Source organism: Sulfidibacter corallicola (assembly GCF_017498545.1).
GTDB lineage: Bacteria > Acidobacteriota > Holophagae > Acanthopleuribacterales > Acanthopleuribacteraceae > Sulfidibacter > Sulfidibacter corallicola.
Genome location: NZ_CP071793.1, coordinates 10,070,633 through 10,086,128, shown reverse-complemented (window position 1 = coordinate 10,086,128; position 15,496 = coordinate 10,070,633). Strand labels below are relative to the sequence as shown.

General features: G+C 59.9%; 15 protein-coding genes. 5 read left to right on the top strand and 10 right to left on the bottom strand.

Annotated features, from left to right (window positions below; all coding sequences use genetic code 11):
- Nucleotides 1-73: 73 nt before the first annotated feature.
- The 7 genes from mnhG to mbhE are packed head-to-tail and all read right to left on the bottom strand — an operon-like array spanning nucleotide 74 to nucleotide 5,590.
- Nucleotides 74-433 carry a monovalent cation/H(+) antiporter subunit G gene (mnhG, locus tag J3U87_RS30490; protein WP_237379576.1) on the bottom strand — a complete coding sequence of 120 codons (360 nt, stop codon included), beginning with the start codon at nucleotides 431-433 and terminating at the stop codon, nucleotides 74-76.
- Nucleotides 430-711 (bottom strand): MrpF/PhaF family protein, encoded by a 282-nt coding sequence (locus tag J3U87_RS30485; RefSeq protein WP_237379575.1) that lies wholly within the window; start codon nucleotides 709-711, stop codon nucleotides 430-432. Before J3U87_RS30485 ends, mnhG begins: the two co-directional genes overlap by 4 nt.
- On the bottom strand, nucleotides 708-1,037 hold the full coding sequence (locus tag J3U87_RS30480; RefSeq protein WP_237379574.1) for a Na+/H+ antiporter subunit E: 330 nt from the start codon (nucleotides 1,035-1,037) through the stop codon (nucleotides 708-710). Before J3U87_RS30480 ends, J3U87_RS30485 begins: the two co-directional genes overlap by 4 nt.
- Nucleotides 1,034-2,524 (bottom strand): proton-conducting transporter transmembrane domain-containing protein, encoded by a 1,491-nt coding sequence (locus tag J3U87_RS30475; RefSeq protein WP_237379573.1) that lies wholly within the window; start codon nucleotides 2,522-2,524, stop codon nucleotides 1,034-1,036. The genes J3U87_RS30480 and J3U87_RS30475 overlap by 4 nt, the downstream gene beginning before the upstream one ends.
- A gap of 3 nt (nucleotides 2,525-2,527) precedes the next feature.
- Nucleotides 2,528-2,866: an NADH-quinone oxidoreductase subunit K gene (locus tag J3U87_RS30470; protein WP_237379572.1), complete on the bottom strand. Its 339-nt coding sequence runs from the start codon at nucleotides 2,864-2,866 to the stop codon at nucleotides 2,528-2,530.
- A 1-nt stretch (nucleotide 2,867) separates the two neighbouring features.
- Nucleotides 2,868-3,278 carry a Na+/H+ antiporter subunit B gene (locus J3U87_RS30465; RefSeq protein ID WP_237379571.1) on the bottom strand — a complete coding sequence of 137 codons (411 nt, stop codon included), beginning with the start codon at nucleotides 3,276-3,278 and terminating at the stop codon, nucleotides 2,868-2,870.
- Nucleotides 3,275-5,590 (bottom strand): hydrogen gas-evolving membrane-bound hydrogenase subunit E, encoded by a 2,316-nt coding sequence (gene mbhE, locus J3U87_RS30460; RefSeq protein ID WP_237379570.1) that lies wholly within the window; start codon nucleotides 5,588-5,590, stop codon nucleotides 3,275-3,277. The genes J3U87_RS30465 and mbhE overlap by 4 nt, the downstream gene beginning before the upstream one ends.
- Nucleotides 5,591-5,949: 359 nt before the next feature.
- On the opposite strand from mbhE, the gene J3U87_RS30455 reads away from it, so the two are divergent.
- The 3 genes from J3U87_RS30455 to J3U87_RS30445 all read left to right on the top strand — a co-directional run bounded on the left by J3U87_RS30455 (nucleotide 5,950) and on the right by J3U87_RS30445 (nucleotide 10,512).
- The gene (locus J3U87_RS30455; protein WP_237379569.1) at nucleotides 5,950-6,864 is read left to right on the top strand and encodes a hypothetical protein; all 915 of its coding nucleotides are present in this window, start codon (nucleotides 5,950-5,952) and stop codon (nucleotides 6,862-6,864) included.
- 829 nt (nucleotides 6,865-7,693) lie between these two features.
- Nucleotides 7,694-10,033, top strand: coding sequence for a M1 family metallopeptidase (locus tag J3U87_RS30450; RefSeq protein ID WP_237379568.1), 2,340 nt, complete (start codon nucleotides 7,694-7,696; stop codon nucleotides 10,031-10,033).
- On the top strand, nucleotides 10,030-10,512 hold the full coding sequence (locus tag J3U87_RS30445) for a DUF6702 family protein (RefSeq protein ID WP_237379567.1): 483 nt from the start codon (nucleotides 10,030-10,032) through the stop codon (nucleotides 10,510-10,512). The genes J3U87_RS30450 and J3U87_RS30445 overlap by 4 nt, the downstream gene beginning before the upstream one ends.
- 110 nt (nucleotides 10,513-10,622) lie before the next feature.
- On the opposite strand, the gene J3U87_RS30440 is transcribed toward J3U87_RS30445, so the two are convergent.
- Entirely contained in the window at nucleotides 10,623-11,042 is a 420-nt protein-coding gene (locus J3U87_RS30440; protein WP_237379566.1) for a globin, read from the bottom strand.
- Between the two features lie 184 nt (nucleotides 11,043-11,226).
- On the bottom strand, nucleotides 11,227-12,252 hold the full coding sequence (locus J3U87_RS30435; protein ID WP_237379565.1) for a hypothetical protein: 1,026 nt from the start codon (nucleotides 12,250-12,252) through the stop codon (nucleotides 11,227-11,229).
- 486 nt (nucleotides 12,253-12,738) lie between these two features.
- On the opposite strand from J3U87_RS30435, the gene J3U87_RS30430 reads away from it, so the two are divergent.
- Entirely contained in the window at nucleotides 12,739-13,359 is a 621-nt protein-coding gene (locus J3U87_RS30430; protein ID WP_237379564.1) for a histidine phosphatase family protein, read from the top strand.
- A 66-nt stretch (nucleotides 13,360-13,425) separates the two neighbouring features.
- Here the strand turns inward: J3U87_RS30430 and J3U87_RS30425 are convergent, their stop codons facing one another.
- Nucleotides 13,426-13,794, bottom strand: coding sequence for a L,D-transpeptidase family protein (locus tag J3U87_RS30425; RefSeq protein WP_237379563.1), 369 nt, complete (start codon nucleotides 13,792-13,794; stop codon nucleotides 13,426-13,428).
- 921 nt (nucleotides 13,795-14,715) lie between these two features.
- Between J3U87_RS30425 and J3U87_RS30420 the strand changes: the two genes are divergently transcribed.
- Nucleotides 14,716-15,483 (top strand): class I SAM-dependent methyltransferase, encoded by a 768-nt coding sequence (locus J3U87_RS30420; protein WP_237379562.1) that lies wholly within the window; start codon nucleotides 14,716-14,718, stop codon nucleotides 15,481-15,483.
- Nucleotides 15,484-15,496: the final 13 nt, after the last annotated feature.

Sequence of the window (15,496 nt, the reverse complement as noted above, 5' to 3'; positions counted from 1 at the left end):
AACGGCTGATACGGTCATGGGTGGCGAGACGCGCCCCTGCTGTTGGCCGAGGCGCGGCACACCGATCGACGTTTCAGTTCCGGGTCGGGGTCTCTTCGGCTTTTCCGTTCGGCGCCGTCCCGTGCCACTCGTTGCGTTCCAGCGTGTGCCAAAAGCTCTGGTCGTGGAGAAAATAGGCGGCCCTGGCGATGCACTGTGAGGCCACCGGCGTTTTCAGAAAGACCAGGAACACGGCCACCGCCATTTTGAAGGCGACGTCCAGCTCCGCGAAGTGAAAGGCCGTGCCCACGAACATGATGATGACGCCGAGCGAGGCCGATTTGGACGAGGCGTGCATGCGCAGGAACACGTCGCGAAATTTCAACACGCCGACCGTGGCCAGAAAGGTGATCACGGCGCCGCTCAACAGCAGCACCGCGGCTATGTAACTCATCGCGACTGCCCCCTTTTTTCCAGGTAGCGACCGATGCCGACCGTCGCCAGAAACGCCACCATCAGAAAGGCCAGCGCGGCATCGAGGAACGGCGCCTGACGCCAGAGCACGGCATTGATGACCATGGTGCCCACCAGGATCATGCCGATCAGGTCCAGGGCCACGACGCGGTCCGCCAGGGAGGGGCCGCGCACCAGGCGCACCATCGCCAGCACCGCCGAGACCAGCAACAGCACCAGCGAGATCAACAGGGTGACATCCATCAGGGAACCGTTCATGAAAACAAACCTCCGATGCGGTGTTCCAGGTCCGCGATTTCGCGCCGAATTTCTTCGTCGTTGTTGAACATGACGTGAATGAACAGGCAGGAGCGATCGTCCGAGATGTCCAGGCACAGGGTGCCGGGCGTCATGGTCACCAGGTTGGCGAGCATGAAGATCTCGCCCGGGTGGGTGAGCGAGATGGGAATCTTCAGGACCGCGGGTCGGGCGTAGTTCTCCCGTGTCACCACGTCGCGAATCACCTGCCAGTTGGATTTGATCACCTGACCCGTGTAATAGGGCAGGAAGCAGAGAAATTTATAGGTGAATTTCGCAATGTTCACGGCACCACCTCCCCGAGCACCGCGCGAATGTAGCGTTCGGAGTTCAGGAGCTGGGCTGCGGTTTCCTGGCTGAATTCGAACAACGGGCCCGGGTTCAGCCCGATGCCCAGGGTCACCGAGGCCAGGATGCAGGCCGGCATCCAAAATCCGACCGGCGTGGCGCCGTCGCCCTTCTCCTCGGCACGCGGTTTCCAAAAGGCTTCGTTCCAGATCTTGCTCATGGAGACCAGGGTCAAGACGCTGACCATCAACGCGACGGCCACGATCCACCAGCTCTGGGCTTCGATACCGGCCTTGATCAGCACGAATTTGGAAAAGAAGCCGGAAAGCGGCGGGAACCCGGCCAGCGACATGGCGGGTATCAGGAACAACACCGCCAGCCACGCCTGATGGCGAAACAGGCCGCCGAGTCGTTTCAGCTCGTAGCTGCCGTTGCCGTGATAGGCGATGATGCCGCCGATCAGGAACAGGTTGGTTTTGACGATGATGTGGTGGATCAGGTAGAACACCGCGCCTGCGATCGCCAATGGCGACATCAGCGCCAGCCCCATGATCATGTAGCCGATCTGGCTGATGATGTGGAACGACAGAATGCGGCGAATGTCGTTTTGGGAAACCGCGCCCAGCACGCCCATCACCATCGTCAATCCCGCGACCACCAGCAACAGGTCCGTCACGAATTCCTGGTCCTGGGTGAAGATCAGGGTGAAGGTGCGCATCAGGGCATAGACGCCCACCTTCGTCAACAGGCCCGAGAAGATGGCGGCCACGGCGGTCGGCGGTGCGTGATAGGAGGCGGGCAACCAGAAATACACCGGAAACACCGCGGCCTTGATGCCGAAGGCGGTCAGGAAGAAGGCTCCGCTCGAAAGCACCAGCCGGGCGTCCGGGTTCTCGTTCAGTTTCAGGGCGAGATCGGCCATGTTCAGCGTACCGGTCTTAGCGTACAGCAGACCGATCCCGGCCAGGAAAATGGCCGACGAGACCAGGTTCATGGTCACGTACTTCACCGAGGCGATCAACTCGATACGCGAGCCGCCCTTGGCCAGAAGAATGAACGACGCGATCAGCATGACTTCGAACCACACGTAGAGGTTGAAGATGTCGCCCGCCAGGAATGCGCCGGTCACGCCCATCAACAGCAGGTGAAACAGAGGGAAGAAGCCGCGGCCGCAGCTCTCGTCAAGGTTGTCGCGGATACCGAAAAGGCAGACGGTGGTGCCCATCAATCCCGTGACCGCCACCAAGGCGGCCGCCAGGTTGTCGGCGACGAGGGTGATGCCGTAGGGCGCCGACCAATCGCCGAGGTAGGTGGCCTGAATGCCGCCGTTCACGACCCCGAGGAGCAACGAGATGTTGACCGCGAAATGGGCGAGGGCGCCGATCAGCGCCAGCCACGCGGCCTTTCTGCCGTTCCACCCCGAGAGGACCAACGCCAGAGCGGTGATCAGCGGAATGACGATCGGCAGGATCAGCATGGGATTCATCCATTACTCCTTGAGTTCTTCGAGATCGGTAATGCCCAAACGCTGCGAGGCGAGTCGCAGCAGCGCCAGAAAGAAGGCGATGACCCCGAAACTGATGACGATGGCGGTCAGGATCAGGGCCTGCGGCAGGGGATCGGCGTGGCCGGCGGCCAGGGTTTCGACACCTTCGGGGACCATGGGTGGTTTCCCTCGGGTCAGGCCCGCGGAGGAAAAGATCAGCAGGTTGGCGGCGTTGCTCAGCAGAATCAGGCCGATCGCCAGTTTTGCGAGGTTTCGGCGCAGCAGTTGGAAGATTGCGGTGGCGAAGAGCGCCCCGACGATGATCGCCCAGAACCATTCCATCTCAGTCCTCCTCCAGGTGCAGCAACAGGGATACGGTGACCCCGATGACCGTCAGGTAGACCCCCACGTCGAAGAGCAGGGGGGTGCCGAGCTTCAGTCCGCCGGCCCAGTCGAGTTTGGTCCACAGGCCGGTCAGGAAGGGTTTGCCGAAGAACCAGGCCAGAAGCCCCGAGAAAAGCGAGGTGGCCACGCCGGTGCCGATCAGCATGAAGGGGTCCACCCGCAGGTAGGCCCGCGTGGCGGTCGGGCCGAAGCTGATGGAGTAGAAACCGAAGGCGCTGGCGGCCATCAAGCCCCCGATGAAGCCGCCGCCGGGCGCGTTGTGGCCGCGCAGCAGGGCCCACAACGAGAAGAGCAGCAGCAGTGGCGTGAGCCGTCGGGTGGCGATTTCGAGTAGGTAGGATGCTTTCATGTGCCTTGGACCTCCCTTGGTTTGGCTTTGGCCTCACCCGAACGGACGAGCAGATACACGCCCAGCGCGCCCGCCATCAGCACGGTGATTTCGCCGAGTGTGTCCAACGCTCGGAAATCCACCAGGATCACGTTGACGATATTGCGGCCGAAGGCCTCGGGGACCGCCTTCTCGGCGAAGAAACCGGAAATGGGCTCGTGGACGTTGACCTGATGGGCCTTGAGCACGAGAAAGGTCATGAAGATGCCCGCCAGGCTGGCCAGGATCGCGTCGCGGATCATCGTCTTTTTGGTGGACAGGCGGGCGAACCTCGGAAGTTTGTGGACCACCAGGACGAAGAGCAACACGGTCAGGGTGTCCACCACGATTTGGGTGATGGCCAGGTCGACCGCACCGTAGACCAGGAAGACCGCGCTCATGGCGAATCCCACCACGCCCAACATCAGGGCTGCGTTGAGCATGGAGCGGGCCCGAATGGCGGCGAACGATGCGGCCAGGAGGATCGAGCCCAACCCCACCTCCAACCAGTGGAGTTCGACGGTGGGCGGGCTCGGCAACCCACCCAAGCGGTAGAGGGTATACCCGCCCAGGAGCAGGAACGCGAACAGAATGGTGCTCAGGTTGTCGCGCAGCGAATCCGATTGGGTGCGGTCGGTCAGACCTCTCGCGACCACGAACATGGCTTCGTACCCTTGCTGATAGAGTGTGGAGGGTCTCGGCAGGCCGCGCCACTCGATTCGGTCGAGGCGGTCCTTCAGCAGGTCGCGTAGCGCGATGAGCCCGGTACCCAGCGCCAGAACGATCCCGCTCGTGGCGAGCGCCGGTGTGAATCCATGCCACAGGGCGACCTTGAACGCGGCCGGTGCCCCCTGAATCGCTGCGGTGGCGCCCAGGGTCCAGGGTGCCACGAGCGCCGTGACCAATCCGAAAACCAGGCCCAGGCTCGCCAGCAGCAACGGACCCAGCCAGAAACCGGGAGAAACCCCGTGGGCGCGTTGGGCGGCCGTGGACGGTTCACCCAGGAACGGTTTGATGCCGGCCACCCAGGCGGCGGCCATCAGGCCGATGCCGGTGATCGCGGCGGCGGTGGTGGTCGGAATGGGATAGGCGCTGGCCAGCGAGGCGTCCAGCAGGGTCTCCTTTGCCACGAATCCCAGTAGGGGAGGTGCGCCGAGCATGGACAGGCCGGCGATGAGGCCGGTCGCGAAGGTCCATGGCATTTTGGTGCGTAGCCCACTCAGCGATCGCACGGACCGGGTGCCGGTGGCGTGGTCGACCGTACCGGCGACCAGGAACAGCGGCGCCTTGTAGAGCGCGTGCGCGATGGTGACCAGGACCACCGCCTTGAGTGCGACCTTGCCGCCCAATCCCAGCAAAAAGGTGAGCATGCCCAGCACGCTCAGGGTCGAATAGGCGAGCACCGCCTTCAAGTCGTCTTGGAACGGCGACCGCAAGGCGCCCATGACCATCGTCACGCCACCGAAAAACGTCAGAAGGGCCGTCCACTCCGGCGTACCGGCGAGCATCGGATAGAAGCGCGCCAGCAGGAACACGCCGAGCTTGACCATGGTGGCCGAGTGCAGATAGGCGCTGATCGGTGTCGGTGCCTCCATGGCGCGCGGTAGCCAGAAGTGAAATGGGAACTGGGCCGATTTGGTGAAGGCGCCCAGCAGGATCAGGACCAGGATCCATCCGTAGAGATCGTGGTTCCGGATCAGGTCCCCGTTCGCCAGCAGCTCGCGAAGCTCGTAGGTACCGGCGATCGAACCTACCATCACCAAGCCCGCGAGCAGGGCGAGACCGCCGGCCGTCGTGATCAACAGGGCCTGGAGCGCGGCCGCTCGTGGCACTTCCTTGTCGTGCTTGAACCCGATCAACAGGTACGAGGAAATCCCGGTCAGCTCCCAGGCGATGAACAGGCTGATCACGTTGCCGGAACACACCACGGCGTTCATGGCGGTCATGAACATCAGCAGCATCGCGTAGAAGCGGCCCAGGTACGCGTGGCCCTTCAAATAGGAGGCGGCGTACACCATCACGACGACGCCGACGAGCGAGACCATCAAGCCGAACAGCAGGCTGAGTTCGTCCACGTAGAAGGAAAGCGAAATACCGAGCGCGGGCGCCCATTCGATGGCATGCTCGAAGGGTTTGCCGGCAAGGATGTCCGGTGCGAGCCTGAAGAGATGGGCCGCGAAGGCGAGTGGCCAGATCGCGAGCAACAGGGCGCCCAGCCGCGGCAGCGTTTTGCAGAGCCGCGGTGCGAGCGCACTTGCCACAAAGCCGCCGAGCAGCAGCAAAGGCAGTGACATGTAGGGTTCCTTTCAAAGAATGGTTGGTCGAGGGGAACGTTTTGGATCGAAGCGTTGACGCGACCGGGTGGCCCGACTGATGAAATGGTCCCGGCATTCGAGTGCCGTGAGGGTTTGCGCGTGGGCCGGTGCCGTGGGTTCGAAATCCACATGAAAAGAGCCCGGCCGGAACCCTAGCGGGGACCGACCAGGCGGAGCCGACGGTGCGGATGAGGTCGCCCCGTCGGGGGTGAAGAAGGATGGAGAGGGCAATGTCCGTAGAGGACGCAGGAAGAATATCATGATTTAATTTATAAAAATATAAATTTTTTTCAAATTACGTCCCGAGCTACGATAGGATAGCTTCAGGAGTGGTGCATATGCTTCAACGTATCTCGCGTAAGCGAACCCGTGTGGAAATCGAGGCCTGGCAGCTCATGCGCGATCTCATGCCGCGTGGCCGTAAGACCAGGGGTATTCAGTACGAGGCGCTCGAGTATCTCTTCGAGCGCCTCTACGAGGTCATTCCCGAGGAGGAACTCGGCGCGCATCTTCGCGCCGTCAAGGGGCACCTGCAGGCCACCGGCGATCCGGTCAAGGGTGCCATCAACAACGCCATCAAAGAATTGCAGCGACTTCCCGGCCAGCCCTTCGAAATCGTGAAAATCCAGGAGGCGACCGCCCGCGGCGCGGCGCGGTACATTCGCCTGAATTTCAAGCGATTCGAGGAAGTCATCGATTTCGACCTTTACTACGACTATTTACAGGACGTGCTCCACAATGAGCGACTCATCGTGGTTCGCGGCATCAGCCGCCTCAGTCCGGATCATCCCGAATTGGTGTTCCCGGGCCTCACCGACGAGGATCTCGCCGATTGCCGCACTCAGTTCCTGATCAACGCCCAAATGACGTCGCCGGGTTTCAAGGGCGTCGAAGTGCGGTACATCCCGGATTCCGCGGCCAACCTGCAGTTGCTCCTGGTGTATGAAGATCGGGAACAACTTCAGCCGTTCTTGGGGTTTGTGGCTCGGCCAGGCTTAGGCGGTCCCGAACAGGATCACATCTTCATCCTCTACCGCGGTGCGGAGAAGATCTCCAAGCTGCGTTTTTGGGATCGCATATGGCAGGACTTGTCGCAGCATGCCCTGGACGAAACGCAAATGGAGACGTTGCGCCTTCAGGCGCGTGACCTCGCGGGCGGTCTGCCGGATGATGCGCCCCTCTCCGAAGCGTCGATTCTCAGCGCCCTCATGAGCGAACTTTCCAAAGCCCCGAAGCTGCCTTCCTCGTCCTAGACAACCCGATCGGCAGTGCCTCGAAGGGTGGGAAACCCCGGGGCACGGGGTCCCGAGATTCCCCGGCCTCAATTGCGTTCGACTGGGAACCGCTCGACGTTGCAACCGTTGTGCGGCGCCCGATCCACTGCGAAGTGCATCGTGGCGGGTCCGACTCCAGGTCGAACCGGAGCCTCATGTCCCAATCACAATGGACCCGGTGTCTACCGATATGGAAACCATCCATCGAAGAGGTGATCTGGTCGCCGAATTCCGGGTGGAACCATCGGAGAAGTGATCTGGTCGCCGAATTCCGGGTGGAACCATCTTGGTAGTCCCGATCCTTCCATCTCTCGGATGAACGCTGCCTGATGTCTTACCCGTATATGCCTGGAATAAACTGGAGATCGCCACCGTTGCTCGATCGACGGTACACCCTCGACCGGTCTTCCCACCCTGGGCACGGTGGGTCGCCGAGCGCGATCGTCTGATCACGAAGTGACGTGATGTACCAAGTTTTTCGTTGACTTCTCGATTTACATCTCCAAGAATGTGAAACATGACATCTAAGTTTAGATGCTTTAATTACTGATGATTACCGACGATTGCCGCTGAGTTGCCGCGCCTGTCGACAACTCTTTTCTCACGGTTTTGGATTTATTTGCGGCTCAGGTTTCTGGCTCCCCACATATTTCAGTGATTCCTTGTGCGTCATGCAAGGTGATTTTCCCGAATCGCGCGGGTCGTCGTTTCGGTGCTTGCCGCCTTATTCCACCTGTGGTTCGGGAGCGATTTTTAGGAGAATATTGTGTGCCTACGGTTTTTCTGTACCGCTCTTTCTGTAGCGTGTATGCTCTCCGCTGCCCTGATGGCCGGCGGTAAGCATCAACCCGAAGACAAATTCCGTCAGCTCGAAGAAATCTTGCCGACGCCCAACGATTACCGCACGGCCTCCGGAGCACCGGGGCACGAGTATTGGCAACAGCGCGCCGACTACGACATCAATCTCGTCTTGGATGACACCCGCCAGCACATCTCCGGAGAGGCGCGTGTCACCTACTACAACCGCTCTCCCGACACCTTGCGGTACCTTTGGGTTCAGCTCGATCAAAACCGATTCGCCGCGGACAGCGATCAGCGCCTGGCCGAACCGGCGCCAAAGCTCTACAAGAGTCACAGCAAGTCGATCTACCTGCCGGACGAAGAGAAGGTCCAGGTCGGAAGTATTCGGCCCTATGTAGCCGGGCGCGAGTTCCACGGCGGTTTCGACATTAAAGATGTGCGTGACGGCGAGGGTCGGCCGCTGCGTCACACGATCGTCAAGACCATGATGCGCGTCGATTTGCCGCAGCCCTTGAAACCCGGCGAACAGATGTCGTTCGAGGTGGTTTGGGATTACCCGATCGTGGACCAGAAAGATTTTCGAACCCGTGCGGGTTACGAGTATTTCGAAGAGGACGGCAACTACCTCTACGAAATCGCCCAGTTCTTCCCGCGCATGGCCGCCTATACCGACGTCAACGGCTGGCAGCACAAACAGTTCCTGGGCCGTGGCGAGTTCACGCTCGAATTCGGCGACTACCGCGTGGCGATCACCGTGCCCAGCGACCACGTGGTGGCCGCCACCGGCGTGCTGCAGAACGCCGACGAAGTGCTCCGACCGGAGTGGCGCCGGCGCTTGGAGAAGGCGCGCACCGCCAAAGAGCCGGTCATGGTCATCACGGAGGCCGAGGCGACCGCCAACGAGTCGAGCCGGGCCAAGGATACGCGCACCTGGGTGTTCGAAGCCAAGGAGGTGCGCGACTTCGCCTTCGCCAGTTCGCGCAAGTTCATTTGGGACGCCTGGGGTTTCAAACAGGAAAACGGCGAGACCGTGATGGCGATGTCCTACTACCCCAAGGAAGGAAATCCCTTGTGGGAGCGCTATTCCACCCATTCGATCGTGCACACGCTGGCGGTCTACAACCGCTACACCCTGGTGTATCCCTATCCCGTCGCGATTTCGGTGAACGGCCCCGTTTACGGCATGGAATACCCCATGATCTGCTTCAACGGCCCGCGCCCCGAGAAGGACAAAACCTATGGGCGCCGCACCAAGTACGGCTTGATTTCGGTCATCATCCACGAGGTGGGGCACAACTATTTCCCCATGATCGTCAATTCCGACGAACGCCAGTGGACCTGGATGGACGAGGGACTCAACACCTTCGTTCAGTTCCTCGCGGAGAAGGAATGGGAAGACCGCTACCCCTCGCGTCGTGGTGAACCGCGCGACATCATCGAATACATGGTCAGCGACGCCCAGGTCCCGATCATGACCAACTCGGAGTCGCTGCTGCAATTCGGCAACAACGCCTACGCCAAACCCGCCACCGCCTTGAACATCCTGCGCGAGACGATCCTGGGCCGGGAGCTGTTCGACTTCGCATTTCGCGAATACTCGCGACGCTGGCAGTTCAAACGGCCGATGCCCGCCGACTTTTTCCGAACCATGGAAGACGCCTCCGGGGTGGATCTCGATTGGTTCTGGCGTGGCTGGTTCTACTCGACCGACCACGTGGACCTCTCGATCGCCTCGGTGGAGCTCTACCGCAACGGCAGTCGCGAACCGGAGGTCGAAGGACCGCTGCAACGCAAAGATCAGGAGGAAGAGCCGCTCTCCGTCTCGGAGGAGCGGAACCGCAATGTGCCCAAACGGGTGGAGGCCTACGCCTCGCTGCGCGACTTCTACAACGATCACGATCCGTTCACCCCCACGCCCCTGCAGGAAGAGATGTTCCGCGAGCGTACCGAACACTTCGAACCGGAAGAGCTGAAGCTGCTCGAAGCCGACCTGAACTACTACATGGTGACCTTCGAAAACGTCGGCGGCCTGGTCATGCCCGTGCTGCTAGAAATCACCTATGCCGACGGCGAGATCGAGGAACAGCGCATTCCCGCCGAGATCTGGCGTCGCAATCCGGAACGAGTCACCAAGCTGATCGCCACCGATCGGGAAATCAAGTCCTTCAGGATCGATCCGCGCTGGGAAACCGCCGACGCCGACGTGGAAAACAACCACTATCCGCGCAAACCGGTACCCTCGCGATTCCGGCTGTTCAAGAAGCATAAACGCAACCAGATGCAGGAAATGCAGAAGCAGCCGCCCGTGTCTTCGGATGCCGGTAGCGGCGCATCGGATCGGCCTTGAACTGGAAACGTTGGGTTCTCTTGGGCGCGGTGCTGTTGGCGACAGCACCCGCCCTGGCCCACAAGTACCACGCCAGCCTGACCACCGTCGAATGGAACGCGGAGAGCAAGGCCCTGGAAGTCGTCGTGCGCGTGTTCGCCGACGATCTCGAAGCGGCGATCACCAAATCCCGGGGGACCCCCTTTCAATTGGAGTCCGCCGACGAAACCGCCGTGGCCGCCTATCTCGCGGAGCACGTCGTGTTCCGCATCGGCGATACCCGGCTGAAGCCGAATTGGGTCGGCATGGAGATGGACGTGCGCCAGCTCTGGGCTTATATCGAGATCCCGGTTCCGCAGGGCATCGAGGGGTTGGCTCTGCACCACTCGGTGTTCTTCGACCTGTTTGGCGATCAGATCAACACCGTCAACGTCAACGTGACGGGAACCGTGAAATCCCTGGTGTTCGACCGCAACCGACCGCGCCAGTCCCTGCTCTGAGCGGCGCCAAGTCGCGCCCTATAGCCTGAAAGCCCGCCCATCCAGGAAGGTCGAGGAAAAACGATGCGGATCCTGGATGGGCACTTTCCGTGCTCAATCGGTTTGGGGAATTAAGAGGCTCGATAGTGGTCGATCATGAACTTGATGCCCGGCTCCAGGGCGATGCGCCAGGAAAGTTCCACTTCCTCGTCGAAGTATGGGTCGACTCTCGAAACGGTCTGGATCAGCGACTCTTCCCAAAGCTCGTAGAGGTAGGGCCGGATATCCAGGTTGTTTCTGTCGTGGCGCTCGGCGATTTCGTCCAGGCCGATGGGGATTTCGGTGGACCACGCCATTTTCAATATCGATTCCAGCGAACGGCGCAAAAGCAAGCGCTGATGCTTGAGCTTGGTGCGTTTGAATTTGGCCGCTACTTCCGGAGAGCTCGCGAAGAACGTGTTGTAGAACGTCTCGAGAAACGAATCCCAACCTTCGACCGTGTCACCTGTAATTCGGAACAGGCTTTCTTTTAGCGGAATGGGAATCGTCAAACGAGGCTCCCTGGAACGCGAAGTGGCTTCTCTGTGGCCTGGTGGTTACCCTCAAAATTATTAATGAAGATAGATGTTCTACCCGAAATTGGAAAGCGAAGTTTCGGTAAATGAACCGTAAACTTCGCTAATTACCTGATATGGAGTGATATGTCCGGATCTGGGTAATATTCGCCCTTCCGGCTCAGGCATGCTCTTGCTGGTCCGATTTGAGCCAGCCGCGCAGGTAGGAGATGGCGTCCGAGAAGCTGATGTAGGGGATGCCGCGTTTGTGATTGTCCCGTGAGATTTCGTAAATGGTTCTCCAATGACGGTACAATTCGCGATACGTGTGGTACGTGGACAGGCGTGGATCCCAAATGTGCATGGGAACGCTGGCCGTGCCGTTCAATTCCAAGATCTTCAAACCTTCACCGGTTTGCAGGCTGTCCGGCGAAATGGCTTTCAAATCGAATCGCCCGTAATAAAAGCCGTTGATGTCGCGGGTGATGTTGTCGAAGACCTGCAGCATTTCCGCCGAGTGCAGGTGGCCCGCGTCGACCACTTCGGTGCCACGACCGCGATGGCCCACGAAATCGACCACGACCCGCTCGCCTTTGACGGGCACGTAGTCCAGGCGATCCTTGTTGAGTTCCTTGGCCTTGTCGAGAAAGGGTTTTTTGTCCTTTTGAGCACTCGCGAGTTCCCATACGGAACGGGTGCCGTCGCCCACCACGTGAAACAGATCTTTATGGCTGATGGAAGTGATGTGTCCCTGCCGCTCGCCGTGCTTGCGCCAGTACAACACTCCGTATTCGTAGGGGTAGTCGATGTATTCCTGGATCAGGACGTTGTGCACCTTGCCGCGAACCGCCGCCAGCAGTTCATCTCGATTGTGGACCTTGACGACGCCCTTGCCTCGCTCACCGCTGTCGGGCTTGGCGATCAGGGGGTAGTTCAGGTTCTTGGCGGCCAGGGCGGTCTCGATTTGGTCGATGGGACGATCCGGCTCCACCAGGATCGTCGTCGGCAGCCACTTGCGGTCCACGTTGCGCAGCATGTAGGTCTTCGATGCACGACTGCCGCCGCCGTTGTGGTGGATGATGGGATTGCAGGCGCCGTAAAAAAACAGTGATCGCGCTTTGAGCGAGAGCCATGCGATGTAGGGCACGGTGGGAAGGTGAAACAACAGGTAGGGGAATTTATGCGAACTGATAACCTTTTTGAGCATCGAACCACCGAAAGGCGAGGTAGCTGGGCGTTTTGACCACGCAAAGCCTGTATTCTAACAGACATCCTGGATCAAAGAGGAAGCGAAAACCGGGGGATTCCGCGACTGGAAGCGCAATTGTTCGATTCGAACCTCCGTTTTCGGGCGATCTCGACCCGCCACGTTCACGCGAGTGGGTCGAATGCGGTGGATCCCGGATGAAAAGCCACAAAAAAAGGCCGGTATCGAGAAATTCGATACCGGCGCGAGTAGGAGAAAAATCGGGTAGCTAACCCTTGTGTGTTGTCAAGGAACGCTATCTTTTGCTCAGGACAAAGCTAGCGTTCCCAATGATTCTCTACGTGACGCCACAAACTTTTGCTCAAAAAAAATGGTTTTTTTTGATTCGGTTTTCTTCGCGGCGACCCCGTGGTAAGTTGAGCCGAATCAAAGGACCGCGAACCGGAATCGGGTGGGGTTCGGGTTCGAGACCGCGGAGGGTCGCGCTTGAGTTGTCACATTTGGCTGGTGCGTCACGGCGAAACCGACTGGAATCTGGAAGGCCGCATCCAGGGCCACACCGATACCGATCTCAACGAAAACGGTCGGCTGCAGGCGGATCGGCTGGCGACGCGGCTGCGGGGACAGCGGTTCGATGCCGTGTACAGCAGCGATTTGAAACGCGCCCGCGATACCGCCACCCCGGCGGCCCAGGCCCTGAACCTGAAGGTGGGTTTGGAGGAGCGGCTGCGGGAACTGAATTTCGGTGCCTATGAAGGCCTGAAGAGTGCCGACGTGCGGGCCAAGCACCCCGATTGGTTCAAGCGATTCATTTCGACGAAACCCGATTTCGAAATCCCGGACGGCGAATCCTATCGCCAGTTTTTCGATCGGGTCGTCGGTGGGCTCGAGAGCCTGGCCGAACGCCATCCGAACCAGCGATTGCTGGTCGTCACTCACGGCGGTTGTGTCAGTTGTGCCTTGCGGCGCGCCCTGCCGCCCTCGGAAAAATCGCGGCCTCTGGCGATCGGCAACACCTCGGTGACGCGAATCGAAATCGAGGTAGGTGAGGCCTGCGTGTGGCGTCTGTTGGAGAGCGAAGCCCTGAATGGGGCGCTGCGTCCCTGATCTCTTTGGGCTCGAGGCGGGAGATGGGCCGCCCTGACGGGCGACCCGAGGTCAGCGATCGAGATCTCAGTCCTGTACTTCGAGGGAGAGCGTGCCGAAGGCCGTTCCCGCGATTTCACGGTAGAATTCCGCAGCGCGCTCCTTCAGTCCGATGCAGCCTTCCGTGCCGGCGACGCCGCCGTCGGGGTGAATGCCCAGCCCCGAACGGATGGTGTTGAAATCCGGTTCGATGGGAAGGAAAAAGCCCTGACCGGTTTCGTCCTGGAAGCTGGCGCCGATGGCCGAGGTGTACTGAGTGATGTGGTTGCGCTTCACCGTGTAGGAACCCTTGGGCAAGGAGCCTTTTTTCCAGGGGCCCGTAACGGCTTTCCAAGTCTTGTTCTTGGAAGGCCACTCGAGTGATTCTTTGTTAATATAATAGACCAAATCTGCCATGTTAGATTCTCCGTTTCTATCGTGATGGTCGCTGGTGACAGCGGTTGAGAACGTTTCGACACTCGCGAAGGAACGACGAGGTGCTTCGGCGGTGAAGCTCGTCGCGTTTCGCGGCGATCCTTCTGGAGTGTTCGCCTCCCGAACACAGGTGTGTCTGCCTGCCGTCGGAACGACGAATTCCTGAAATGGATTCTTTGGGAATGAAGGCCCGAGGGGAGTTGCCCCGTCGATTCGGCCTTGGGACGAGCCCGGTGGCGTGTTCGAGGCTCGTGAGGCCGTTTCGATCGATCGGGACCCTTGGCGTCAAATCGCAAGGTTGTTGACTGAAGTGGCGCGGATACGCGAGTCGATGCGGGGTGACGTGGAGGTTCCAGTGGTGGACGTTCCAGGCAGATTGCGCACGGTCGGTGTCTTTTCCGAGACAGGATCGAATTCCGGATGGGCCTCCCAGAGTCCAACGACCGGTGCGGTTCCCATTGCAGGTGCCCGAGGTGCCGTTTGCTCGTTCGCGTGCGGCCGATGGGAGAAAATGCACGTCCAACCTGGCGTGAACCCGGCTCGGGCGAAGGTGTTGCAACGTCGAAAGGATACCTGGATGTGGCGGGCGCGCGGCAGGCTTGAAGGGTCGATGTTGCCGTTGCCTTGATCTTGGTTCTGCCACGTCACGTCCTTACTGATATGAATAGGAAACTCGAAAGAGCGAATCATTGTGGGGATCGCTTACAATTCCCGTTCCATGTTCTCATATTATTTAAAACCAGTAGTTCACGGGGGATTTGAGGGCTGGGAGGGGGGCTGGTGTCCGGGGTCCGGTACGCAGACCATTCTGTATTGGGAACAGTGTTCGCCTTTTGTCGATTTGACCGACCACCACATCGCGATTTCCGATAGGATTTGTTGGATGAAGACGGGAGGTGGTCGTTGCGCTGGTCGTTGCTCGAATGGTTGTCGATGCCGTTGGTGTGGTTGCGCACCTTCGTGTTCCAGTGCGGTGAGGCGTTTCGAGTGCTGCGTTACTATCGCAAGACGGAATTCGCCGTGGCCGATATGCGGCTCTCCGGCATGTACCGGTTCAAGAGCGCCTTTGCCGAGTGTCGCGATTACCTGAAGTTGCAGGGTGCCGAGAATCCCTATCGCTACGGTGAAACACCGCTTTCCACCATGCACCATATCGTTCGCGAATGCGGCCTCGAATCGCGCGACACCATCTACGAACTCGGTTGCGGTCGTGGCCGAACCAGCCTGTGGTTGCATCTCTACTTGGGCGCCGATGTGGTCGGGGTCGATCACGTGCCCATCTTCATCCAACGAGCCAACAAGTTGGTGGAGGTGAGCGGTTGGGAACGCCTTCGCTTTCGTTGGGGCGACATTCGCAAGATGGATTTCTCCGAGGCTACCGCGGTCTATCTCTACGGCACCGGTTTCGAGGAATCGGTCATTCGAGATGTATTGACGCGCCTGCGGCACCTGCCGATCGGGGCCAAGGTGATCACCATCAGCTATCCGCTCACCGATTGGCCCGAGGGCGATTTTCTCGAGCTGGAAAAGCGTTTTTCCGCTCGTTTCCCTTGGGGCAGGGCGGACTGTTTCCTCCACAGTCGGGTATGGGAGACCTCGTCCCATACCGTGGACCTGGCGGGCGGAGCACTCTCGGACCGGTCCCGAGACGAGCCGTCCCCCGGGCCGTAACGCGGCCGGGATC

Excerpts from the sequence above, each read along its gene's own strand:
- J3U87_RS30450 (WP_237379568.1), top strand. The coding sequence starts at position 7,694 with ATGCTCTCCGCTGCCCTGATGGCCGGCGGTAAGCATCAACCCGAAGAC.
- J3U87_RS30455 (WP_237379569.1), top strand. The coding sequence starts at position 5,950 with ATGCTTCAACGTATCTCGCGTAAGCGAACCCGTGTGGAAATCGAGGCC.
- mnhG (WP_237379576.1), bottom strand. The coding sequence starts at position 433 with ATGAGTTACATAGCCGCGGTGCTGCTGTTGAGCGGCGCCGTGATCACC.
- J3U87_RS30475 (WP_237379573.1), bottom strand. The coding sequence starts at position 2,524 with ATGAATCCCATGCTGATCCTGCCGATCGTCATTCCGCTGATCACCGCT.
- J3U87_RS30465 (WP_237379571.1), bottom strand. The coding sequence starts at position 3,278 with ATGAAAGCATCCTACCTACTCGAAATCGCCACCCGACGGCTCACGCCA.
- J3U87_RS30425 (WP_237379563.1), bottom strand. The coding sequence starts at position 13,794 with ATGGCAGATTTGGTCTATTATATTAACAAAGAATCACTCGAGTGGCCT.
- J3U87_RS30485 (WP_237379575.1), bottom strand. The coding sequence starts at position 711 with ATGAACGGTTCCCTGATGGATGTCACCCTGTTGATCTCGCTGGTGCTG.
- J3U87_RS30435 (WP_237379565.1), bottom strand. The coding sequence starts at position 12,252 with ATGCTCAAAAAGGTTATCAGTTCGCATAAATTCCCCTACCTGTTGTTT.
- J3U87_RS30470 (WP_237379572.1), bottom strand. The coding sequence starts at position 2,866 with ATGGAATGGTTCTGGGCGATCATCGTCGGGGCGCTCTTCGCCACCGCA.
- mbhE (WP_237379570.1), bottom strand. The coding sequence starts at position 5,590 with ATGTCACTGCCTTTGCTGCTGCTCGGCGGCTTTGTGGCAAGTGCGCTC.